At 72.5% G+C, this 22,409-nt stretch carries 18 protein-coding genes and 1 pseudogene; 10 read left to right on the top strand and 9 right to left on the bottom strand.

Annotated features, from left to right (window positions below):
• Positions 1–111: 111 nt before the first annotated feature.
• Positions 112–3,531 (top strand): ATP-dependent helicase, encoded by a 3,420-nt coding sequence (locus ACRAKI_RS04420; RefSeq protein WP_447008332.1) that lies wholly within the window; start codon positions 112–114, stop codon positions 3,529–3,531.
• 28 nt (positions 3,532–3,559) lie between these two features.
• Here the strand turns inward: ACRAKI_RS04420 and ACRAKI_RS04425 are convergent, their stop codons facing one another.
• Both ACRAKI_RS04425 and ACRAKI_RS04430 read right to left on the bottom strand, forming a co-directional pair.
• Complete coding sequence (locus ACRAKI_RS04425) at positions 3,560–4,099, bottom strand: hypothetical protein (RefSeq protein ID WP_447005769.1); 540 nt, start codon at positions 4,097–4,099, stop codon at positions 3,560–3,562.
• 79 nt (positions 4,100–4,178) lie between these two features.
• Positions 4,179–4,559 (bottom strand): DoxX family protein, encoded by a 381-nt coding sequence (locus ACRAKI_RS04430; RefSeq protein WP_447005770.1) that lies wholly within the window; start codon positions 4,557–4,559, stop codon positions 4,179–4,181.
• A gap of 58 nt (positions 4,560–4,617) precedes the next feature.
• Here ACRAKI_RS04430 and ACRAKI_RS04435 point away from each other — a divergent pair, with 58 nt between their 5' ends.
• Entirely contained in the window at positions 4,618–6,030 is a 1,413-nt protein-coding gene (locus tag ACRAKI_RS04435) for a M20/M25/M40 family metallo-hydrolase (RefSeq protein ID WP_447005771.1), read from the top strand.
• Positions 6,027–7,094 (top strand): potassium channel family protein, encoded by a 1,068-nt coding sequence (locus ACRAKI_RS04440; RefSeq protein ID WP_447005772.1) that lies wholly within the window; start codon positions 6,027–6,029, stop codon positions 7,092–7,094. Before ACRAKI_RS04435 ends, ACRAKI_RS04440 begins: the two co-directional genes overlap by 4 nt.
• A gap of 60 nt (positions 7,095–7,154) precedes the next feature.
• Here ACRAKI_RS04440 and ACRAKI_RS04445 read toward each other — a convergent pair.
• From ACRAKI_RS04445 to ACRAKI_RS04460, 4 genes and pseudogenes are all read right to left on the bottom strand, one after another.
• Positions 7,155–7,427 (bottom strand): annotated as a pseudogene (locus ACRAKI_RS04445) (tyrosine-type recombinase/integrase); the annotation flags it as partial.
• A 69-nt stretch (positions 7,428–7,496) separates the two neighbouring features.
• Entirely contained in the window at positions 7,497–7,970 is a 474-nt protein-coding gene (locus tag ACRAKI_RS04450) for an RICIN domain-containing protein (RefSeq protein WP_447005773.1), read from the bottom strand.
• A 369-nt stretch (positions 7,971–8,339) separates the two neighbouring features.
• On the bottom strand, positions 8,340–9,821 hold the full coding sequence (locus tag ACRAKI_RS04455) for a sensor histidine kinase (protein WP_447005774.1): 1,482 nt from the start codon (positions 9,819–9,821) through the stop codon (positions 8,340–8,342).
• Positions 9,818–10,495 carry a response regulator transcription factor gene (locus ACRAKI_RS04460; protein WP_447005775.1) on the bottom strand — a complete coding sequence of 226 codons (678 nt, stop codon included), beginning with the start codon at positions 10,493–10,495 and terminating at the stop codon, positions 9,818–9,820. Before ACRAKI_RS04460 ends, ACRAKI_RS04455 begins: the two co-directional genes overlap by 4 nt.
• Before the next feature lie 610 nt (positions 10,496–11,105).
• Here ACRAKI_RS04460 and ACRAKI_RS04465 point away from each other — a divergent pair.
• The gene (locus tag ACRAKI_RS04465) at positions 11,106–11,543 is read left to right on the top strand and encodes a hypothetical protein (protein WP_447005776.1); all 438 of its coding nucleotides are present in this window, start codon (positions 11,106–11,108) and stop codon (positions 11,541–11,543) included.
• Here ACRAKI_RS04465 and ACRAKI_RS04470 read toward each other — a convergent pair.
• Both ACRAKI_RS04470 and ACRAKI_RS04475 read right to left on the bottom strand, forming a co-directional pair.
• The gene (locus ACRAKI_RS04470) at positions 11,513–12,412 is read right to left on the bottom strand and encodes a neutral zinc metallopeptidase (RefSeq protein WP_447005777.1); all 900 of its coding nucleotides are present in this window, start codon (positions 12,410–12,412) and stop codon (positions 11,513–11,515) included. The two genes, ACRAKI_RS04465 and ACRAKI_RS04470, sit on opposite strands and share 31 nt — an antisense overlap.
• 15 nt (positions 12,413–12,427) lie before the next feature.
• Positions 12,428–13,801 carry a neutral zinc metallopeptidase gene (locus ACRAKI_RS04475; RefSeq protein ID WP_447005778.1) on the bottom strand — a complete coding sequence of 458 codons (1,374 nt, stop codon included), beginning with the start codon at positions 13,799–13,801 and terminating at the stop codon, positions 12,428–12,430.
• A gap of 75 nt (positions 13,802–13,876) precedes the next feature.
• Between ACRAKI_RS04475 and ACRAKI_RS04480 the strand changes: the two genes are divergently transcribed.
• The 5 genes from ACRAKI_RS04480 to ACRAKI_RS04500 all read left to right on the top strand — a co-directional run bounded on the left by ACRAKI_RS04480 (position 13,877) and on the right by ACRAKI_RS04500 (position 20,802).
• Complete coding sequence (locus ACRAKI_RS04480; RefSeq protein WP_447005779.1) at positions 13,877–15,514, top strand: DUF2207 domain-containing protein; 1,638 nt, start codon at positions 13,877–13,879, stop codon at positions 15,512–15,514.
• Positions 15,515–15,828: 314 nt separating this feature from the next.
• Positions 15,829–17,127 carry a M16 family metallopeptidase gene (locus tag ACRAKI_RS04485; protein ID WP_447005780.1) on the top strand — a complete coding sequence of 433 codons (1,299 nt, stop codon included), beginning with the start codon at positions 15,829–15,831 and terminating at the stop codon, positions 17,125–17,127.
• Positions 17,124–18,512: a M16 family metallopeptidase gene (locus ACRAKI_RS04490; protein WP_447005781.1), complete on the top strand. Its 1,389-nt coding sequence runs from the start codon at positions 17,124–17,126 to the stop codon at positions 18,510–18,512. The genes ACRAKI_RS04485 and ACRAKI_RS04490 overlap by 4 nt, the downstream gene beginning before the upstream one ends.
• Positions 18,509–19,459 carry an NAD(+) diphosphatase gene (gene nudC / locus ACRAKI_RS04495; RefSeq protein ID WP_447005782.1) on the top strand — a complete coding sequence of 317 codons (951 nt, stop codon included), beginning with the start codon at positions 18,509–18,511 and terminating at the stop codon, positions 19,457–19,459. The genes ACRAKI_RS04490 and nudC overlap by 4 nt, the downstream gene beginning before the upstream one ends.
• Positions 19,460–19,599: 140 nt before the next feature.
• The gene (locus ACRAKI_RS04500; RefSeq protein WP_447005783.1) at positions 19,600–20,802 is read left to right on the top strand and encodes an ROK family protein; all 1,203 of its coding nucleotides are present in this window, start codon (positions 19,600–19,602) and stop codon (positions 20,800–20,802) included.
• A gap of 34 nt (positions 20,803–20,836) precedes the next feature.
• Here the strand turns inward: ACRAKI_RS04500 and ACRAKI_RS04505 are convergent, their stop codons facing one another.
• A complete protein-coding gene (locus ACRAKI_RS04505) occupies positions 20,837–21,910 on the bottom strand; it encodes an alkene reductase (RefSeq protein ID WP_447005784.1) in 1,074 nt (357 codons plus the stop codon).
• Positions 21,911–22,023: 113 nt separating this feature from the next.
• On the opposite strand from ACRAKI_RS04505, the gene ACRAKI_RS04510 reads away from it, so the two are divergent.
• Positions 22,024–22,407: a MerR family transcriptional regulator gene (locus ACRAKI_RS04510; RefSeq protein WP_447005785.1), complete on the top strand. Its 384-nt coding sequence runs from the start codon at positions 22,024–22,026 to the stop codon at positions 22,405–22,407.
• The last annotated feature ends 2 nt before the right edge of the window (positions 22,408–22,409 follow it).

Consider the following 22,409-nt stretch of genomic DNA (forward strand, 5'->3'; position numbering starts at 1 on the left):
CTGACCAGGGATTACCGCGGCGGCCTGCGGGTCGCCGAAGCAGCCGCGGCCCGACAACGGAGAATGCGGGACGTGGTCGTGCCGAGCGGGGTCGAACGTGCGGGTGAGCCGATGGCGCTCGCCGGTCCGTTCGAGGTCGCGGAAGCGCTGGGCCTGCCGAAACCGACTCCCGAGCAGGCCGCGGTCGTGGCCGCGCCCACCGCGCCGGCGCTCGTCGTGGCCGGGGCCGGGGCGGGCAAGACCGAGACGATGGCCGCCCGCGTGGTGTACCTGGTGGCGAACGGCTTCGTCACCCCCGAACGGGTCCTCGGCCTGACGTTCACCCGCAAGGCCGCGCGCCAGCTGTCCGACCGGGTTCGGCTGAGGCTGCGCCGGCTGGGCGGCTCGCCGCTGCTCGACCGGCTCGACCCGAGCGGTGAACGCCGCGCCGCCGTGCTGACCACCGAACCGGTGATCCTCACCTACCACGCGTACGCGGGTCGGCTCGTCGGCGAACACGGCCTCCGGCTGCCGGTCGAACCGGGCGTGCGGCTGCTCACCGAGACGGCGGCGTGGCAGCTGGCGCACCGCGTCGTGTCGACGTGGGCGGAGGACCTCGACACCGACAAGGTGCCCGCCACCGTCACCGGCTACCTGCTCGCGCTGGCCGGCGAACTGGGGGAGCACCTGGTCGAGCCGAGCGCGCTGCGCGAGCACGCCGAGTGGCTGTGTCACGTGATCGAGTCGGCGCCCAAGACCAAGCGGCAGGGCGACGGCCTGCCGCAGTCGTTGCAGGCCGTGATCAACGCCCAACGCCTGCGCGTCAACCTGCTCCCGCTGCTGGAGGCCTACCAGGCGCGCAAGCGGCGGGAAGCGGCGATGGACTTCGCCGACCAGATGTCCCTGGCCGCACGGCTGGCGTCCGAGCACCCGGAGGTCGTGCGCGGCGAACGCGAGCGCTACGGCGCGGTGCTGCTGGACGAGTACCAGGACACCGGCCACGCGCAACGCGTGCTGCTGCGGTCCCTGTTCGGGCGCGGCGAGCCGATGGCCGTCACGTCGGTGGGCGACCCGGCGCAGGCGATCTACGGCTGGCGCGGCGCGTCGGCGGCGAACCTGCCCCGGTTCGTGCACGACTTCCCGCCGGCGAGGAAGTTCGGCCTGCTCACCAGCTTCCGCAACCCGCCGGAGGTGCTGGCCCTGGCCAACGCCGTCTCCGCGCCGCTGCGCGCCATGGGCCTGGACGTGGAGGAGCTGCGCGCCCGTGACGGCGCGGGTCCGGGCGACGTGCGGGTGGGCCTGTTCGACGACGTGCGCGAAGAGCTGGACTGGGTGGCCGACACCGTCGCCGCGCAGTGGGAGGCGCACCTCGACACCAGCGACGAGCCGCCGACCGCCGCCGTGCTGGTGCGCCGGCGGTCGGACATGGCGAACATCGCGGCCGCGTTGCGGGAACGCGGACTGCCGGTGGAGGTCGTCGGGCTGGGCGGCCTGCTGGACGAGCCGGAGGTGCGCGACCTGACCAGCGCCCTGCGCGTCCTGGTCGACCCGCTGGCCGGCACCGCCGCCGCCCGACTCCTCACCGGTTCCCGCTGGCGGGTCGCCGCGTACGACCTGGCGGCCCTGTGGACGCGCGCCCGCGACCTGGCCGGCGCGCCGAGCCGTCAGTCCGTGGTGGACGACCCGCTGGCCGTGCTGGCCGACGCCCTGCCCGGTGAGCACGCCGAACTGGCCGGTCTCGCGGACGCGCTCGACGACCCGGGCGACCCGACCGCGTACTCGGCCGAGGGGTACCGCCGGATCCGCCGGCTGGGCGCCGAGCTGTCGGCGCTGCGGAGACGCCTGGACCAGCCGCTGCCCGAACTGGTCGCCGACGTGGAGCGCACCCTGCTGCTGGACATCGAGGCGATGGCCCGGCCGGGCGGCGTCGGCCGGGCGCACCTGGACGCGTTCGCCGACGTGGTGAACGACTTCGCGGCGGCCAGCCCGTCCGCGACCCTGCCGGCGCTGCTCGACTACCTGTACACCGCCGAACAGGCCGAGGACGGCCTCGAACCCGGCGAGGTGGAGGTGGCCGAGAACCGGGTTCAGGTGCTGACCATGCACTCGGCGAAGGGACTGGAGTGGCACATCGTCGCCGTGCCGCACGTGGTGAAGGACGTGTTCCCGGGGCGGAAGAAGTCGTCGAGCTGGCTGCGCGCGGTGGCCGAGCTGCCCGCCCACCTGCGGGGTGACGCCGAGGACCTGCCGGAACTCCGCATCGCGCCCGACGCCAACCGCAAGGAGGTGGAGGAGGCGCTGATCGGGCACGAGGAGGACTTCGACGCCCGGCGGTTGGTGGAGGAGCGCCGGCTCCTCTACGTCGCGCTGACCAGGTCCGAGCACAGCCTGCTGGTGTCGGGGCACTGGTGGGGCGAGACGGGCGACAAGCCCAAGGGGCCTTCGGCGTTCCTGACCGAGATCCGGGAGTCGGTGCTGGCCGCCGACCACCCGCCGGCCGACATCGCGCACTGGGCGCCACGCCCGGCCGAGGACGACCCGAACCCGCTGGCGTCCCAGACGAAAACCGCCCAGTGGCCCACCGACCCGCTCGGCAAGCGCCGCGCGGCCGTCGCCGAGGGCGCCGAGCTGGTCCTGGCCGCCCTGGACCGCCACCTGGCCACCCCACCCGCCCCCCACCCCCAAGACCCACGCGAGTCGTCCACTCAGACACCGCGAGTCGACCACTCGGACACCCCGAGTTCGCCGTTCGAAGATGATCCCGAGTTCCCGGTGGAGCCCGAGGACCCCGAGGACCCCGAGGACCCGGGGTTTTCCGAGGACCCCCAGGAGCCCGGGGAGCCCGAGGACCCGGCCGAAGCTGATCAGCCCGAGGACGACCCTGACGGCTGGGCGCGGGACGTCGACGTGCTCCTCGCCGAACGTGCCGCCGCCGCGGACCGCCGGGAACGCGTCGTCCTCCCCGACCACCTCTCGGTCAGCCAACTGGTCGAACTGGCCGCCGACCCGGACGGCCTCGCCCGCCGCCTGCGCCGCCCCCTGCCGTTCCCGCCCAACCCGCTGGCCCGCCGCGGCACGGCGTTCCACACCTGGCTGGAACAGCGGTTCGGCGCGAGCCGCCTCTTCGACCTGGACGAACTGCCCGGCGCGGCCGACGAGGGCGCCGCACCGGACGCCGACCTGGCCCGGCTCCAGGAGGCGTTCCTGGCGAGCAGCTGGGCCGACCGCGTCCCGCACGACGTCGAGGTGCCGTTCGAAGCGAAGATCGACGGCTTGTCGGTGCGCGGCCGGATGGACGCCGTGTTCGCCGACGACGACGGCGGCTGGACGGTGGTCGACTGGAAGACCGGCGCCGTGCCGGAAGACGACCGCCTGCCCGCGCTGTCGGTGCAGCTCGCGGCCTACCGGCTGGCGTGGGCGGCGTTGACCGGGACGCCGGTGGAGAAGGTGCGGGCGGCGTTCCACTACGTCCGCCAGGACCACACGCTGCGCCCCGCCGACCTGTTGGACGCCGACGGCCTGCGCGAGCTGATCCGCTCGATCCCGGACTAGCCGGTCGCCCCGGGGCCGGCGGAGGGGCCTAGGCCTGGCTGTTCACCCGGTCGTGGGCGGGGACTTCCTTCAACACCCGGTCGTAGAGCACTTCCAGCAGCCAACGCCCGAACAGCGACGGACCGAACTCGGTCGACCGGTCCTCCGGCGGCACCATCAGCTCGGCCGCGCCCGACGCGTCCACCGAGACCACGCCGATGCCGTAGTAGTCCAGCTCGATCAGCGGCCACGACTGCGTCCCCTGCGGCGCGGGCAGCACCACCGAGCACGGCGCGAGCGTCATCAACGTCCCGCACGACTGCAAGGCGCGATCCACCGTGGACTCGCCCACCAGGACCCCCACCAGCTCGACCGCGGGCACCGGCAGCTGGTCGTGCGCGGCCGGCTCGAACCACGAGCGGAACCAGGACGGGTCGGCTTGGGGCGGCCAGCCGTTCGCGCTGCGCCACTCGTGCACGTCGGCACGGACCCGCACGACAGCCGACACCTGGTGACCCAGCACGGCGACGTCGGGAACGACGATGCCGCGCCAACCCAGCGCCGACGCGGCAAGGAGGAGCGGTTGCACTCGGGCATCCTAGGACTTGTTGCGGTTTCAATGACAGTCCCTCGGCCGCGCTGGGTGTCGAACCCAGTGCCGAGAGTGATCAGGGAGTTGAGCTCCCCACGCGCAAGGCCCACAGGACGAGCGGCACCTGGAGCGGCAACCGGCCGTAGGCGATGGCCTTCACCTTGGGTGACTTCGTCCGGTAGTCGTAGGCCATCTTGACGTTGGCCGGGAACACCGCCGTGAAGAATCCCGCCGCGAGCTTCCCGCCGACACCGCGCGTGCGCGGCACGGCGATCGCCGCGGCCAGCGCCAACTCGACCGCCCCGGACAGATAAGTCCAGGTCCGGGGCTTGCCCGGCAGTGCGCGCGGCACGATCGCGTCGAACGGCTTCGGCTTCGCGAAGTGCGTGACCCCCGCGGCGCCGAGCAGCCCGGCCAGCGCCAACGCCGACCAGGGACGGGAACGAGTGGGTTCCATGGGACCACCCTGTCACGTCGACCACCGCGTGGCGCTTCCAGGGTTATCCTCCCGCATCGTGAGCGGTGATCCCGAAAATCCGGAACATCCCGAGCGGGCCGCCGTGGCCGCGCTCGCCGACGACTTCCTGGTCGACCTGCGCGAATGGTTGGCCATCCCGTCGATCGGCGCGGACCCGGCGCACCACGGCGACGTGCGGGCTTCCGCGCACTGGCTCGCCGAGGCCTTGCGGCGCGACGGGTGGCCCGACGTCCGGGTCTGGGACGAAGGCCCCGCACTGCCCGCGGTCTACGCGTGCCGGCCCGCCGCATCCCCGGACGCGCCGACCGTGCTGGTCTACGGCCACCACGACGTGCAGCCGGTCGACCCGGTCGAGCAGTGGCACCACCCGCCGTTCGAGCCGACGCTGATCGGCGAAGAGCTGTTCGGGCGGGGTGCGAGCGACGACAAGGGGCAGGTCGCGATGCACCTGCTCGGGGTGAGGGCGCACCTCGCGGCGACCGGCGCGACCCAGCCCGCGGTGACGCTGAAGCTGATCGTCGAGGGCGAGGAGGAGTCCGGCTCGCCGCACCTGACCGCGCTGCTCGACCAGCACCGGGACGACCTCGCGTGCGACCTGGTCGTGTTCTCCGACACGCCGCTGTACGGGCGTGACGCGCCGACGGTCTGCACCGGGCAGCGCGGCGTGTACGGCGCGGAGGTCGTGTTCACCGGGGCGACGTCGGACGCGCACTCCGGGCGGGTCGGCGGCAGCGTGCCCAACCCGGCGACCGCGATCGCCCGACTCGTCGCGGCCCTGCACGACGACGACGGCCGCGTGCGGCTGCGGGACTTCTACGCCGATGTGACGGAGCCGACGGAGACCGAACGCGCCGACTACGCCGCGTTGCCGTTCGACGAGGCGGTGTGGCTGGCGAACGCGGGCGGCGCGCAGGGGCTGGCCGGCGAACCCGGCTGGTCCACGCTGGAACGCGTGTGGGTGCGCCCGACCGCCGAGGTCAACGGCATCCACGGCGGGTACACCGGGCCCGGCCTGAAGACGATCGTGCCGGCGCAGGCGTCGGTGAAGCTGTCGTTCCGGCTCGTGCCCGACCAGCGGCCGGAGCGGATCGCGGACGCGTTGCGCGAGTTCGTCGTCAAGCACACGCCGGACGGGCTGCACGCCGAGGTGATCGCACGCGGTGACGGTGCGCCGCCCTACGCGGTGGACGTGTCGCACCCGGCGGTGGGCGCGGTGCGTGACGCGGTGCAGGCCGTGTTCGACGAGCCGGTGCGGTTCAGCCGCACGGGTGGCTCCGGCCCGGCGGCCATCCTGCACGGCTGGCTCGGTGTGCCGGTCGTGTACCTCGGGGCGACGTTGCCGGATGATCGCATCCACGCGCCGAACGAACGCGTCGTCGTGCCACTGCTGCTCCGCGGCGCCGAGGCCGCGGCCAGGCTGTGGCGGCTACTCCCGGAGAGGTTGTCATGATCCGCCGGTTCAACGCGGGCGAGACGCTGGCCAGCCGGCCGGGGCACTCGCTGGTCGGTGTGATCAGGATGCCGGACGTGGTGCGAAGCCCCGTCCAGGCGATCCTGAAGCGCATCATCGGGGCGCTCACCGCGTTGATCGCGACCGTCCTGATCGTCTACATCGACCGCGACGGCTACCGTGACGTCAACGGTGACGGACTGTCCTTGTTGGACGCCGTCTACTACGCCACGGTGTCGCTGTCGACCACCGGATACGGTGACATCGCGCCCGCCACTTCGTCGGCGCGGCTGATCAACGTGCTGGTGATCACCCCGTTGCGGGTGCTGTTCCTGATCGTCCTGGTCGGTACGACCCTCGAAGTGCTCACCGAGCGTTCGCGGCAGGCGCTGCGCATCCAGAAGTGGAGGACCAAGGTGCGGGACCACGTGGTCGTCGTCGGGTACGGCACGAAGGGCCGGTCGGCGGTCAGCGCTCTGATGGGGGACGGGGTGGAGCCCGGTTCGATCGTCGTGGTGGACACCACCCAGGAGTCCCTGGACGCGGCGTCCGCCATCGGGTTGGTCACCGTGCACGGGTCGGGCACGAGCAACGACGTGCTGCGCGTGGCCGGCGTTCCCCGTGCTCGGGCCGTGGTCGTGGCGGCGAACCGCGACGACACGGCGGTCCTGGTCACGCTCACCGCGCGTGAGTTGGCGCCGAAGGCCCAGATCGTGGCGTCGGTGCGGGAGCGGGAGAACGAGCACCTGCTGCGCCAGTCCGGTGCGGACTCGGTCGTGGTGTCCAGCGAAACGGCGGGCCGGTTGCTGGGCATGGCGACGGCCACGCCGTCCGTGGTGGACATGGTGGAGGACCTGCTCACGCCGGACGCGGGGCTGGCGATCGCGGAACGGGACGTGGAGCCGGCCGAGGTCGGTGGGTCGCCGCGGCACTTGCCGGACATCGTGCTGGGTGTGGTGCGCGACGGGAAGCTGTACCGGGTGGACGCGCCAGAGGCGGACGCCGTCGAAGCGGGCGACCGACTCCTCTACATCAAGAAGGTCACCCCACCCAGGGACGCCTGACCCACCCGCTCTACCTGCGACGAACGGGGCCGCCCTGGGTTGGGCGGCCCCGTTCGGGTCTCAGTTCGGGTCTCGGTTGTCCTTCCAGGTGAAGCCGCCGATGCGGTCAGCCAGGTCCTGCGAGCCCCCTGTGGCCGAGTGCGCGTACCGCTTGGCCATGTCGATGGTCGACCAGCCCATGACCACCCGCTCCGGTACGCCGAGGATCAGCAGCACCGTCGCGGCGGTGTGCCGCGCGTCGTGCAGCCGCGCATCTCGCGCTCCGGCCGTCTTCAGGACCTCTTTCCACTCCTCGCGGTCATTGCTGGAATCGATCGGGAGGCCGTTGGGCTGAGCGAACGTCCAGCCGCACCCGTGCCGTCCACCACCCGCTAGCTCACGTCCTTCCGTCTGCGCCCCAGGTCAGTCGGTGACCAGGTCGGCCCTCGGATCCCCGTGGAAGTATTGGACAATCGGCGCGTCCGGCAGCAGTTGCGCCGGTGCGACCACCCGCTGGGTGACCTTGTTCTGCAACTGCATACCGCTCATGCCGTCCACCCAGCGCCACCACTGGTCGTCCCACTCCGGGTGGCACTCGTACTGGATGGCGTGGGCCTCCGGGTCGCCGTGGGGGATGGCGAGGCAGTAGCCGGACGCCCGGTTCCGCAACTGGAAGAAGCCCTCGCTCTCGCCGTCCTGGAGCCAGATCTGATCACCGGTGTGCTCCCAGCGCTCCGTCCGCACTTGGGTGTACGGGACGGCCGTGAACGCGTACGTGGTGTCCCGGGCCGGAAGGATCCCGTAGGCGGCGCTGTCCGCCTCGGCCTGTGCCGATCCCGTGGTGGACATGATGCTGGCGGCCGCCAGCGCGGCCACCGCCAAACTGCGAAACGACATGATGATCACCCTTCTTGTTGCTCGAACGGGATTTCGGACGCTATGTGCTCTCTTCGGAGCCCACAAGAAGTGCCATGCTTCAGGGTTGGCGACGTCCTTCGACCAGGTGTGGAGAGACGTTCAAACGGTCACTTTCCGGTTGCAGGACAGGGGCCGTTCCCCCTACTCGGGCGACCGCGCCGGGCGGCACCTGCGGTCGAATCCGGCCTGGTGAGCCTCCGCCTTCGCGAGCGGGGTACCGCGAGGGATAAGCGATCACTCATCCTGTCAAGGATGGGTCGGTCATTCGGTACGGCATCGCTCAACCCGTCCCCAGCTGTCGCAGCCACAGCTTTGACCAAGCCGAACGTCCGTTCCGGACCGCAGGACCTACTCCGCGAGCGGGATGCGCACCAGGAAGGCCGCGCCGCGATCCACGCTGACCGGCTGACCGGCCGGCCCTTCACCACCGTGCGCGCCCGTGCCCGTATCGCCGACGCCCGCCGCCGTGCTCCTGCTGCCCGGCGAGCCGGCTGCCGGCCCTGACCTCATACCCGCCTCTGGTCCTGTGCCGGTTCCGGTGCTGGCGGCCGGTGAGTCGGTGCCGTGTGGTGCGCCGTGGTGGTACCTGCCGCCGACACCGACCTCCGCCGGTGCGACGCAGGTCAGCTCGCCGCCGTGTGCCCGCACCACGCCGCGCGCGATCGGCAGCCCGAGACCCGAGCCCCCGGAACGCCGGTCCCTGGCCTCGTCCAGCCGCACCAACCGGTGGAAGACGCGCTCCCGGTCCTCCGGCGGCACGCCCGGCCCATCGTCGGACACGACCAGCAGCGCGAAGCTGCCCGCCCTCGACACCAGCAGCCGCACCCGACCGGTCGGCCCGGTGGCCTGCCGGGCGTTGTCGGCCAGGTTGGCCAGCACCTGCGCCAACCGCTGCGGGTCTCCCGAGACGTGCACCGGCTCGCCTTCGGCCGCGATGTCGAAGTCGGGCGCGAGCAACCGCGTCCGCGCCACCTCCGACTCGGCCAACGCCAGCAGGTCCACCCGTTCCCGGTGCAGTTCGAGACCGGCCTCGATCCTGGCCAACGCCAGCAGGTCGTCCACCAGCCGCCCGGCCCGCCGCGACTCCCGCACCAGCAACAGGTTCAACCGCTCCCGCTCCTCGGCGGTGGCGGTCTGCATCAGGGCCTCGGCCACCGCCTGCACGCCCGCGATCGGTGTCCGCAGCTCGTGCGCCGCATCGGCGACGAACCGCTTCGTCCGCTCCTCCGATCCCTCCAACGAGTCCAGCATGTCGTCGAACGCGGCAGCCGTCCGACCGAGTTCGTTGTCCGCCCGCGACGGGTTGAGCCGGTGCCCCCGGTCACCGCGCGCGATCGAGCGGGCCAGTGTGGTCATCGCGTCCAACGGCGCCAACGCCCGCCGGACCGACCACACCAGCGCCGCGGCCGTCACCGCGAGCGCGCCGAAGCCGACCACCAGCAACAACCGCCGCAGCCGCGTCTGCGCGGCGGTGATCACCGACGACTCGGCGTACACCGTGATCTCGGACCCGTCGATCAGCTCCCTGCTGACCTCGTTCGCCACCTCCTCGGCCGGTGCCTTCCCGAACACCGTGCCGTCCGGCATGACCAGCAGGACCTCCACGCCACGGCCTTCCAGCCGGTGCACCAGGTCCATGCCGCGCACCCGTTGCTCGACCAGCTGCTGCGCCACCCGCGACTTCTCCACCAACGCGGTGTCGACGTCCCGTTTGGACTGCGCCGCGAACAGCGCGTCCACCGACAACACCACCCCGGTCAGCACCACGCCCAGCACACCGATCGCGGAGAGCGTGACCCGCCGGCGCAGCGAGACGGTCCGCAAGTTCACGTCTCGTCCGCTCTCAGGACGTAGCCCAGCCCGCGCACGGTGTGCAGCAACCGGGGACCGTGCTCCTCCAACTTCCGGCGCAGGGCACTGACGTGCACCTCCACCAGGTTCGGGTCGTAGTCCTCGTAACCCCACACCGCGGTGAGGATCTGGGTCTTCCCCACCACCCGCCCGCGCTGGGCGGCCAGGTACCGCAGCAGCCGCAGCTCGGTCGCGGTCAGCTCGACCGCCACGTCACCCCGCAGCACCATCGCAGAGTCGGCGTCCACCACCAGATCACCGATCTGCACGGTCGACGGCGTCCGCCCGAGCCGCCGCAGCACCGCACTGACCCGCGCGACCAGCTCGGCCAGCACGAACGGCTTCACCACGTAGTCGTCCGCGCCCCCGTCGAGCCCGCGCAGCCGATCGGACACCCCGTCCCGGGCGGTCAACATCACCACCCCGGCGCCACTCGTGCGCCGGATGACCTCCAGCAGCATGAAACCGTCCCGACCGGGCAGCATCACGTCGAGCACCACCAGATCGGGGCGGAACCGGGTCAACTCGCCTTCCAGCTCACGCCCGTCCGGACGGACCTGAACCTGGTAACCCGCACCCCGCAGCGCGGAACTCACCGCGGCGCTGATCGCCTCCGCGTCCTCGATCACCAGCACCCTGGCAGCAGTCGACACCTCCACATTCTGCGTCTTGAGCGGTGCCACGGAGGCGGATCACGCAGGTGAATCACGGCGGCAGTCGAGGTCGTGGCCGGCCTCCACCGATGTCGGCGCGGACGGGCGGAGGCCGGCGTCCACAGGAGAACGGCGGAGTCCGTCGTTCTCGGTCGGCGCCACGGCAGCACCTGGGGACGGTGGCCGGTAACGACCAGCAGCGGGAAAGCACGGACCGTGCGGATCCGATGTGGACTGGATCGGCTCCCGGCTGCGGTCGACTCGCGGCGAGGGTGGTCACCCGCCCCGCGGTGGCCCGGGACCGGGCGATCTCGATCGGATCCGGCGTGGGCGGATCCGGCGGCTCCACCCGCGCTCGCAGCTTCTCCACCACGGTGAGCCCGCCCATGGACGGACATCCCGACGACGTGCCCGATAAGGCATCCGGCGATAGGTCGGAGGGCGGGTGGGCTCAGTGGCTTTGACGGTCGCTTTCGAGCTGAAGTCCATGAATCCAGTGTCGAACAGGCGTTCGAGGTGTGCAAGATCACGATCGAGTGATGTTTCAGTCGGCGGACAACAGCCGACGCCCCCACGACGACCGGTCACCCCGTCTGCGACCATCCACGCTGTGGCGGTTCCGCGAAGCCCGGTCGCACGGGCGCTGGTGCTGCTGGTCGTGGGTCTCGCAGGCGTCGCGGCAGCGGTCGCGTTGTGGTGGCCGCACACGTCCACCGGAGTCACGAGGGTCTCCGCGACCGTCGTCACCCCGGCGTCCTGCGGCGACGCGGAAGCCTACGACCGGGTCGAACTGGAGATCGGGGACCGGACCCGCACCGCGAGGCTCGACGCCTGCGGCCACCGGCGGGACGAGGTCGTGGAAGTCGTCGTCCCCGCCGACACGAGCGGCGAGCTCACCGTCCAGGCCGCCGCCAGCGCCCCCGAGGGCATGCCGTTCGAAGCCAGGCTGACGGTGATCCTGATGTGCCTGAGCGGCCTCGCGGGCGGGCTCTACGCCCACCTGTGGACCAGGCGGGGTCAGCCGACGTCGTCCGCGGAAGCGGCGTAGGTGTTGCACGACGACGTGACGCCCGTGGTGAAGCCGTACGACGCCCACATGCCCTGGTTGTCGGGGCTGCCGTGCGCGTTCTTCTCCGGCGGCTCCTCCATCGCGTAGTGGAAGTCCTCCGACGCCTCCTCGGCCAGCCCCGGCTCGATCGACTCGGAGGCCGCCACCAGGAACATCCCGGCGAAGCAGTTCGCCTGCAGCTCGATCCGCCGCGACATCTCCAGGCCCGCCGGCGTCTGCTCGCCCGCGTCCAGGATCTTGCTGTCCGCCGCGCGCAGCATCCCCGTCAGCGCCTGCACGTGGTGCCCGTACTCGTGCGCCAGCGTCGCCAGGTGCGACCCCGCACGCTCGCCGCCGCCGTTGTTGCGCAGCCGCCGCGTGGGCATGTAGATCGTCCTGTTGCGACCGCAGTAGTACGCGACCGCCTCGCTCTCGGCGGGCGCCGTGCCGCACGGGCCGTCGGTCAGGTCCGGCGCCGCGTCCAGCGCGGGCGGGTCGAACGGCAGGTTCGCCTGCTCCAACGCCGGCTGCCACGCCTGGTCCAGGCACGTGACCCCGGCTTCGTAGTACGCGGACAGCTCCGGGTCCGACAGCCCGAAAGCCGGCAGCGCGCACGTCACCGCCGGCAACGAGACGGGTGTGGTGAGCAACGGGTGGTCGGCGAGCCGGTGCACGGCGCGCGGACGGGGCTGTTCAGGCGTGGTGGTCTGCGCGGCCGGTCCACCCGCCGCCACCGCCCGGCCGCTGATCCGCCGGGACGTTTCGAGCTGCGTGATCCCGCCGAGGCCCAGCACGCACAACACGATCAACGAGAACACGCCGATGAGGACGATCGGGTTGTTGTTCTCGGGCTCCTCGGGCGTGTGCACGGTCCTCCAGTCGGGTCAGCTGACGTCCGCCGCGCTCGCTACCCAAGTGTTGCACGCGCTCGTCTCGTTGTTTTTGAAGCCGTGGTTCACCCACGCCGCGTTCCGCTCGGGCGCGCCGTGGTCCCGGTTGGGGTAAATCGGGTAGTCACCACGGTTACCGGCGTCCGCGAGGGCCACCGAGATGACGTCGGCGGGCACCGCGCCGTGCGACAGGGGCGCCAGCGTCATGCCGCCGAAGCACGTCGCCTGGAGCTCCTTGCGCCGGTTGAGGTCGAGGCCCGCCGGGGTGTCCCAGCCGCCCTTGTCGTACTGGGCCTGGCCGGACGCGCGCAGGATGCCGGACAGCCACTGGACGTGGTGGCCGTACTCGTGGGCGAGCTGCCCGAGGTACTTGCCGGGGTGGTTCGGGTTCGCCGCGCCCTGCTCGTTGGCGTAGTGGTTCGGCGTCCAGTAGATCGTGCCCTCGCAGTACATGGCGGTGCGGTCCGGGCCCATGGAGCCGCACGTGTTGGTGATCTGGGACGTCACCATGACCAGCTCCACCGGCTGGTAGGGCAGGTTCGCGCGCTGGAACGACGGCTTCCACATCGCCTCGATGCACGGCAGCGCGGCCCGCAGGAACCGGTCCTGGCCGGCGGGCGAGTAGTCCATGGCGGGCAGCGGGCAGCCGTCGATGTTGAACGCGCCCAGCCCGTCCGCGTGGATCGGGTTGTCACCCAGGGCGATGACGGCCTTGGGACCGGCCTTCGGCTCGCCGGCCGGCGTGGACCGCCCGCTGCTCGCGGTCGTGGTCGTCGTGGTGGCGCCGGCCGTCGTCGTCCTCCTGGTCGGCTCGGGCTCGTACGTGTAGCTGGAGTACCCGGCGTTGCCCGGATCCGCCAGCTCGGAGTCGCGGTTGGCGGCGATGATGCCGACCGCGGCGATGCTGATGACGAGGAAGCCGATCAGCAGCATCGCCACCAGGGGGCCGCCGCTCTTCTTCCGCGGCATCGGCGGGTACGGCGTCGGCGGCGGACCCCAACCCGGCGGCGGTCCGGGCGGCGGACCCCAGTTCGCGGGCGGTGGGTGCGGCGCGGCGACCGGCGGCGGAATCACGGGCGCCTGCTGCGGCCACGGGGTCTGCCCCGGCCACGACGGCTGCTGGTGCGGCTGGGGGCCGGTCTGCGGGTACTGGGGCTGCGGACCGGGTCGCGGGTACTGCGGCTGGGGTTGCTCCGCCGGTGGTTGCTGCGTCGGCCACTGGCGCGTCGGCTGCGGCTGCTGGGGTTGCTGCGGCTGCTGCGATGGATGGGCGTGATGGGGCTGCTGGGGGTGCAGCGGAGCGGCCATCGGCGGCGGTCCGACCGGACGTGGCGGCGGCCGGCCGCCTGGCGGCGGTGGTTGCGTCATCGCTGGTGGTCCCCCGTATCGCGGATGCCCGAATCAGCACAAGAGCTTAGGGGAACTCCGCTATTCTCCGCGGCCGTGTTGAAAAACTGGGGAGCGGCGGCCACGTGCGCGGTCGCGCTGTGCGCGGGCATCGGCACGGCGTCGGCGCAACCGGTCAGCACCGCCGGTCTGCCCGGGACGGTCGGCGCCGACGTGCGGCTCAAGCTGGAGCGCGACGGCAGGCTGACCGTCACCGAGGTGGTCACCGTCCCCGACGGCGCGACGGCCACCCGGGTCGTCCCGCTCCGCGTCCCGGTCGGCGACCACCGCGACCGGGTGTTCGAGGTCGCCGACGTGTCCGTGGACGGCAACGGCACGGCCGACGCCTCGGCCGACGAGCTGACGATCGCGCTCCAGGCGGGCACGTCGACCGTCACGTACTCGGTGGTGGGCACGGTCGCGAAGATCGGTGACACGCTGGAGCTGCGCTGGCAGCCCGCGAGCGGTTGGGACACCGCGTTGGACTCGGTGAAGGTCTCCGTGATCACACCGGACGTGCCGAAGGCGGTGAGCTGCCTGGCCGGCGAGCCGGGCACCGCCAAGCCGTGCACCAGCGCCGACCTGGGCGACGGCCGGGGTGTGCGGGCGACCGAGATCGGCCTGGGCGCCGGTGAGCGGGTCGACGTGACGGTCGGGCTGCAGGAGGGCGCCGCGCCCGCCAACGCGCGGGTCGAGGAGACGTCCGGGCTGCTGGCGGCGTTCGCGCTGACGCCGGCGACCGGCGGCGGGCTCGGTGGGCTGCTCGTGCTGCTGCTCGCCGGCGGGGCGTTGCTGTGGTACCTCCGCGGCCGTGACGCGCGGGCGCTGGCCGGTGCGGTCGGACCGGTGGACGTGCTGGTCACCGACGGTTCGGGGCGGATGGCGTTCGCCTCACCGGACGGCGTGCTGCCGGGCCAGGTGGGGACCGTGGTGGACGAGCACGTGGACGTGGTGGACGTGACCGCCACGATCGTGGACCTCGCGGTGCGCAACTACGTGTGGATCGAGGAGGCGGACGGGCACGACTGGCGGTTCGTGCGGCGCAACCCGGCCGACCCGTCGCTGTCCGGGTACGAGCGCGCCGTGTACGAGACGTTGCTGCCCCACGGGGTGGACGTGGTGCTGCTGTCCGAGCTGCGGGGCAGGCGGATCGACCTGTCCCGGGTGCGGGACGAGCTGTACGCCGACGTGGTGGCGAAGAACTGGTTCGCCCGGCGGCCTGATGCGGAGCGCAACCTGTGGTGGTGGGCCGGGATCGCGCTGGGCGCGGCCGGCGTGGCGCTGACGGTGGTGCTGGCGCTGACCGGGGCGGCGGCGCTGTTCGGGCTGGTCGTCGTGGTCGCCGGTGTGGCGCTGGCGTCGGGCGCGCGCTCCATGCCGGCGCGGACCAAGCGGGGCAGTGCCCTGCTGGAGCACGTGCGCGGGTTGCGCGGGTACCTGCGGACGGCCACTCCGCAGGACATCCCGGACGGCGACCGGGAGATGGTGTTCTCGCGGTCGCTGCCCTACGCGGTGGTGCTGGGGGAGACGGAGCGGTGGCTGGCGGCGTTCGCCGGCACGCGTCCGGGGCTGTACTGGTTCGGCGAGGCGGAGGAGGGCGGGGACCTGCGGCGGTTCGCGCAGCGGTTCCCGGCGTTCCTCGGCGCGCTGGACGGCGTGCTGGCCCAGGCCGGACACCTGAGATCGCTGCGTTGAACTGCCGCTGTGTGGGATTGCCGCTGCTCCGCAGGCGGCGGGCTCGGTCGCCTGGAAGTCGATCGTTCGCGGCCCATTTTCCGACGATCGAAGGGCGTGATCGCCCGAAAATGCGCCGCGAACGATCGACGCGACCTCGCATGGTGGGCCGGTGCGGCCGGGGGGTGGGCCGAGGTGTGGGGACGGTGCGCGGGTCGGGTGTGGGTTGGTCGTGGCGGGGTGCATGTCGGGTGTTCGCGCTGGGCGTAGCGGGGTGTCGGTGAGGGCGGGTGACCATCGCGCCCGGTGACGGGGTGAACCCGTAGGCTGCGTGCATGGCGCTACCCGAACTGCACAGGTTCACGCTCCCCAACGGACTGCGGGTGGTGCTCGCACCCGACCGCAGCGCCCCGGTCGTGGGGGTGAGCGTGCACTACGACGTGGGCTTCCGCTCCGAACCCGAGGGCCGGACGGGGTTCGCGCACCTCTTCGAGCACCTCATGTTCCAAGGCAGCGAGAGCCTGGAGAAGCTCGCCCACTTCCGGCACGTGCAGTCGTCGGGCGGCACGTTCAACGGGTCCACCCACCCGGACTACACCGACTACTACCAGGTGCTGCCGTCCGCGGCGCTGGAGCGGGCGCTGTTCCTCGAAGCGGACCGGATGCGGGCGCCGAAGATCACCGAGGAGAACCTCCGCAACCAGATCGACGTGGTGAAGGAGGAGATCCGGCTCAACGTGCTCAACCGGCCGTACGGCGGGTTCCCCTGGATCCTCCTGCCGCCGGTCCTGTTCCAGACGTTCCCGAACGCGCACAACGGCTACGGCGACTTCACCGACCTCGAGAACGCCACGGTGGACGACTGCGCCGCGTTCTTCGACACCTACTACGCGCCGGGCAACGCCGTGCTGACCGTGGCGGGCGACTTCGACCCGGAGGGCGCGAAGACCCTCGTCGAGCAGCACTTCGGTGACGTGCCGGCCCGTCCGGTGCCGGTCCGGCCGTCGTTCGCCGAGGCCGCGCCGAAGGGCGAGCTCCGGGCGGAGCACGTCGACCAGCACGCGCCGATGCCCGCCATCGCCCTGGGCTACCGCATCCCCGACCCGGTGAACGAGGTGGAGGCCTACCTCGCCTACCTGGTGCTCGCCGGCGTGCTGACCGACGGCGACGGGTCGCGGCTCCAGCAGCGGCTGGTGCACCAGGACGCGATCGTGGTGGACGTCGGCGCCGGGTGCGGCCTGTTCGGGCCGTTGGAGGCGCGCGACCCCGACACGTTCAGCATCACCGCGATCCACCCGCCGGAGGTCACCTCCGAGCAGGTCGTCGCGGCGGTGGACGAGGAGCTGCTGCGGCTGGCCGAGGAAGGCCCGAGCGAGCAGGAGCTGGCGAAGGTCACCGCGCGCTGGGTGTCGACCATGCACCGTGAGCACGACCGGCTGACCAGCCGGACGCTGGGCCTCGGGTCGGCCGAGCTGCTGTTCGGGCAGGCCGAGCTGCTGTACGACCTGCCGGAGAAGATCGCCGGCATCACCACGGACGAGGTCGCCGCGGCGGCCAAGGCGCTGCGTCCCGACTCGCGCGCCGTGCTGATCCTCAAGCCCGCACAGACCACTGCCGACGGAGGTACCGAGTGAGCGCCCCGACCAAGCACCGCAGCGCCGAGGAGATCGGCCGTACGGCGCTCGGGCCTCGCCCGTTCCCGGAGCTGGGCGAGCAGCGGGCCGCCGCCGACATGGAGACCGTCGACACCACGCTGGCCAACGGCCTGCGCGTGATCGCCGTGCGCCGGTCGTCAGTCCCGATGGTGGAGGTCCGGCTGCGCGTCCCGTTCGGCGACCCGGCGCCCAGCAGCGTCGGCTCGACGCACTCGGCGCGGGCGGAGGTGCTGGCGAACACGATCCTCACCGGCACCGCGACCCGCAGCCGGGTGGACGTCGACACCGAGCTGGCGCTGGTCGGCGGCGAGCTGGACGCGGTGGTCGACCCGGAGCGGCTGGCGCTCTCCGGCAACGCGCTGGCATCCGGTTTCGACACCGTGCTGGACGTGCTGCGGGACGTGCTGACCGGCGCGACCTACCCGGCCGGCGAGGTCGAGCGCGAGCGGGCGCGGTTGGTGGAGCGGATCCGGCTGGCCCGGTCGCAGCCGAGCGTGATCGCGCGGGAGGCGTTGCAGAAGCACCTGTACGGCGACCACCCGTTCGCCAAGGAGATGCCGGAGGCGGACGAGGTCGCGGCGGTGTCGCAGGACGACGTGCGCGCGCTGCACGCGTCGGCCGTGCTGCCGCGCGGTGCGGTGATCGTCGTCGTGGGCGACATGGAGCCGGACGCCGCGGTGCGCGCGGTCGAGGGCGCGCTGGGCGGCTGGACCGGCGAGGGCACCGCGGTGACGTTGTCGCCGCTGCCCGTCGTGCGCGGCGGCGACGTGCTGCTGGTGCACCGGCCCGGCGCCGTGCAGTCGCAGATCCGGCTGGCCGGGCGCGGCCTGGTGCGCACCGACGAGCGGTACCCGGCGCTGCAGCTGGCGAACCTGGTGTTCGGCGGGTTCTTCTCGTCCCGGCTGGTGGAGAACATCCGCGAGGACAAGGGCTACACGTACAGCGCGCGCTCGCACCCCGAGTTCACGCCGGGCGGTGCGACGCTGCTGGTCGACGCCGACACGGCGAGCGAGGTGACCGCGGCGGCGCTGCTGGAGACCCGGTACGAGCTGGGCCGGCTCGGCCTGGTGCCGCCGTCGGAGTCCGAAGTGGACACCGCGCGCCGGTACGCGATCGGCTCGCTGCTGACGGCGACGTCGTCGCAGGGCGGGTTGGCGTCGTTCCTGATGAACCTCGCCGGTCTGGGCCTGGACATCGAGTGGTTCACCGGGCACCCGGCCAGGCTCGCGGCCGTCACCGTGCAGCAGGTCACCGAGGTGGCGTTGGAGTTCTTCGCGCCGACCGCGTTCACCGGCGTGCTGGTCGGCGACGCGGACCTGCTCGCCCCGCAGCTGCGGGCGTTGGGTGGCGTGGCCCTGCCGTGAGCTTCGAGCTGGTGGACCTGCCGGCGCTCTCGCGGTTCACCGTGGACCGACAGGAACCACTGCGCGGCGACGTGCGGCGCATCGCGCAGCTGTGGCCGAAGGCGCGCGTCATCACCGTGGACGCGCGGGGCCGCACGTTGGTGGCCGACCAGGCGACGCGCCTGGTCGACCACCCCGCGCCGGAGTTCGGCGACGGTCCGCCGGACACCGCCGTGCTGCTGGGCGAGCAGGACGGCGTGGCGTACTGGGCTGTTCCGCTGACCGAGGACGAGACGGACGTCAAGGCGCCCACCGGCCGGGCGTGGGGCGGGCCCGAGCTGACGGACGAGCCGCAGTGGATCGACCTGCGGGCGTGCGGCGCGTTGCTGGACGACACCGGCGCGGGCCTGTTCACGTCGGCGGTGGCGTTGTTCCACTGGCACCGGTCGGCGAAGTTCTGCGCCGCGTGCGGCGGGCCGACCGACTCGATCAAGTCGGGGTGGGCGCGGGCCTGCGAGCACTGCGGGCGCGAGGAGTACCCGCGCACCGACGCGGCGGTGATCTGCCTGGTGCACGACGGCGCGGACCAGGTGCTGCTGGCCCGGGGCGAGGGGTGGCCCGAGTCGCGGTACTCGGTGCTGGCCGGGTTCGTCGAGGCGGGCGAGTCGCTGGAGGCGTGCGTGGCGCGGGAGATCGCCGAAGAGGTCGGCGTCGAGGTCGGCGGCATCCGCTACCTCGGCAGCCAGCCGTGGCCGTTCCCCCGGTCGTTGATGGTGGGGTTCGAGGCCGTGGGCGACCCGACCGAGCCGCTGCGGCTCGCGGAAGGCGAGATCGCGCAGGCCAGGTGGGTCAGCCGGGCCGACGTGCGGCAGGCGCTCGCCGAGCCGGGCAGCGTGCCGGACCTCCTGCTCTCGCCAGGGGCGTCGATCGCCTACCGGATGATCCAGTCGTGGGCCGCTGTCGGCTGACCGGGGACCTGTTGCTGAGGTGATCGCGCCGTGGCGAACCGCCGGCGGCACTCGGCGAACGGGTCACCAAGCGGTGCGCAACCGACTAACGTCGGAAGTTCGACACGCCCGTGTGGCGGCCGTTTCGTCCAACTCGCCCGATGGGGGTCGCCGTGCACCGCAAGCTGACCGTGCGCGACCTGCGTGCCGGTAACCGGGCGCGGGTGTTGCGCGCGCTGTACTTCGACGAGCCGCGCAGCCGGCAGGACATCGCGGGCGTCACCGGGCTGAGCCAGGCGTCGGTCAGCACCGTGGTCGCCGAGCTGATCTCCGACGGCGTGGTGGTCGAGGCCGGTCAGGTGGACTCGGACGGCGGCAGACCGCGGGTGCTGCTGCGGGTCAACCCGGCTTTCGCGGCGGTGGTGGGTGTCGATGTCGGCGAGACGCACGTGCTGGTCGAGGTGTTCGACCTGACGTTGCGGCGCCTGGCGGAGGCGACGTTCCCGATGGAGCCGGACGTGCACTCGGTGGACGACGTGGCGCGGCGGGTGCTCGAAGGGCTCGACCGCTGCCTGGCGGACAGCGGCGTGGGCGATGTGCTCGGTGTCGGCATCGGCGTGCCCGGTCAAGTCGAGCGCGGCCTGGTGTACGCGCAGACCGTGGGCTGGCACGGGGTCGCGCTGGAGCGGATGCTGAGGGACGGCACGGACCTGCCGCTGTTCCTGGACAACGGCGCGAACACGTTGGGGCAGGCGGAGGTCTGGTTCGGCGCGGGCCGCGGCACGGCTGACGCGGTGGTGGCGTTGATCGGGTCGGGTGTCGGCGCGAGCGTCATCGCGGGCGGCGTGCTGTACCGGGGTTCGTCCGGTGGCGCGGGGGAGTGGGGCCACACGACCATCGCGCTGGACGGTCGCGCGTGCCGGTGCGGTGCGAACGGGTGCCTTGAGGCGTACATCGGCGCGTCTGCCGTGGTGGACCGTTATCGCGCGGTGAAGGCCGACGCGCCCGCCGAGCAGGAGGCGGCGCTGGCGGCGCTCGTCGTCGACGGGTCGGGGGATGCCCGGACCGTCCTCGCCGAGACCGCCCGGTACGCCGGGGTGGGGATCGGGAACCTGATCAACCTGTTCAACCCGTCCCAGGTGATCGTGGGCGGCTGGGCGGGCCTGCTCCTGGGTCCGAGGATCCTGGACGACGTGCGCGCCGAAGCCGCCCGCCACGCCCTGCACCGGCCGTTCGAGCAGGCGTCCATCACCTTGTGCGAACTGGGTCCGGAGTCCGTGGCCCTCGGCGCGGCCACCCTGCCGGTCGCCGCGTTCCTGACCTCGGGCGGCGCCCGCCACCGCACCCCCACCCGCGTGCTCTAACGACGGGGCCGGCCGAGGCTCCGGCCGGCTCCGGTCAGGCGGTGTACTCGTACGCCGGGTAGGTGAGGTAGCCCGCGTCGCCGCCCTGGTAGTACGTGTCCGGGTCGACGGGCGCGATCGGGACGCCGGTGCGGAGCCGTTCCACCAGGTCGGGGTTGGCGATGAACGCACGGCCGAAGCTGATCAGGTCCGCGCCCAGGCCGAGCCAGTGGTCGGCGGAGGTCCGGTCGGTCTGCTTCGGGCCCATCGGGACCACCGGGTTCATGATCAGGCCGCCCGGCCACGCGCGGCGCAGCCCGACCAGCACCTCCTCGTCGGCAGTCGCCTCCACGTGCACGTAGGCGAGGTCGAAGCGGGCGAGTTCGGCGAGCAGCGCCCCGTACAGCTCCGGGATCCCGGTCTCCTCGACGCCCCAGAAGGTGCCGCCGGGCGAGAGCCTGATTCCGGTGCGGGCCGCGCCCACCGCGTCCACGGTGGCGGCGACCGCCTCGACGGCGAAGCGGATGCGGTGGGCGATCGGTCCGCCGTAGGAGTCGGTGCGCAGGTTGGCGTTGGACGACAGGAACTGCGAGATCAGGTAACCGTTGGCGCCGTGCAGTTCGACGCCGTCGAACCCGGCCTCGACGGCGCGCCGGGCGGCCTCACCGTACGAACGGGCGTGGTCGGGCACCTCGGAGGTGTCCAGGGCGCGGGGGACCGGCGCGGGCCGTGGTCCGTTCGGGGTGAACACGTCGCCCACGGCGGCGACGGCGGACGGCCCGACCGGCTGGAGACCGGTGGTGTCGGGGTGCGAGACCCGGCCGCCGTGCATGATCTGGGCGAAGATCCGGCCGCCGTTGGTGTGCACGGCGTCGGTGACGGGTCGCCAGGCGGCCACCTGCTCGTCGGTGTGCAGGCCCGGGGTGCCGGGGTTGGACTGCCCGACCGTGCTGGGCTGCACCCCTTCGGAGACGATCAACCCGGCGGTGGCGCGCTGCGCGTAGTAGGCCGCCATGGATGGGGTCGCGAGGCCCCCGGCCGCGGCCCGCACCCGGGTCATCGGGGCCATCACGACCCGGTTGGGCAGGTCCAGACCGCCGAGGCGGTAGCGGTCGAACAGCGTGGTCATGTCGGAACTCCTCGGTACTCGTCAAGGCCCGCGGCGGGCCTGACGGGTACGCTAAAACCTGACATCAATGTGAGGGGCAAGCCGTGCGGTCGGGGTCACAGCAGGGAGGGCGGATGCGGATCGGCGAGCTGGCGGCGAGGGCCGGGGTCAGCGTCCGTTCGCTGCGGTACTACGAGGAACAGGGACTGCTGACCAGCACCCGCAGCGCCGGCGGGCAGCGCCACTACACGGAGGACGACGTCGAGCGGGTCGCCTTCGTCCAGCGCCTGTACGCGGCCGGGCTGTCCAGCCGCACGATCATCGAACTGCTGCCGTGCCTCGACTCGCCCAGCGACGAGAACTCGGACGCCGCGATGGAGCGCATGGCCAAGGAGCGCGACCGGCTCTCCGCCCACATCGAAGAGCTGCTGCGCACCCGCGACGCGCTGGACGTCCTGATGGTCACCGCCCAGGCCCACCGCGACGCCCGCCACGTGTCCCGCCAGGTCCCCGCGTGACG

The sequence above is a fragment of the Saccharothrix isguenensis genome (assembly GCF_052936305.1).

Bases quoted from the DNA above. Each gene is read 5' to 3' on its own strand.
- ACRAKI_RS04485 (WP_447005780.1), top strand. From the start codon at position 15,829: ATGGCGCTACCCGAACTGCACAGGTTCACGCTCCCCAACGGACTGCGG.
- ACRAKI_RS04510 (WP_447005785.1), top strand. From the start codon at position 22,024: ATGCGGATCGGCGAGCTGGCGGCGAGGGCCGGGGTCAGCGTCCGTTCG.
- ACRAKI_RS04430 (WP_447005770.1), bottom strand. From the start codon at position 4,559: ATGGAACCCACTCGTTCCCGTCCCTGGTCGGCGTTGGCGCTGGCCGGG.
- ACRAKI_RS04475 (WP_447005778.1), bottom strand. From the start codon at position 13,801: ATGACGCAACCACCGCCGCCAGGCGGCCGGCCGCCGCCACGTCCGGTC.
- ACRAKI_RS04505 (WP_447005784.1), bottom strand. From the start codon at position 21,910: ATGACCACGCTGTTCGACCGCTACCGCCTCGGCGGTCTGGACCTGCCC.
- ACRAKI_RS04420 (WP_447008332.1), top strand. From the start codon at position 112: ATGGCGCTCGCCGGTCCGTTCGAGGTCGCGGAAGCGCTGGGCCTGCCG.
- ACRAKI_RS04500 (WP_447005783.1), top strand. From the start codon at position 19,600: ATGGGGGTCGCCGTGCACCGCAAGCTGACCGTGCGCGACCTGCGTGCC.
- ACRAKI_RS04450 (WP_447005773.1), bottom strand. From the start codon at position 7,970: ATGTCGTTTCGCAGTTTGGCGGTGGCCGCGCTGGCGGCCGCCAGCATC.
- ACRAKI_RS04440 (WP_447005772.1), top strand. From the start codon at position 6,027: ATGATCCGCCGGTTCAACGCGGGCGAGACGCTGGCCAGCCGGCCGGGG.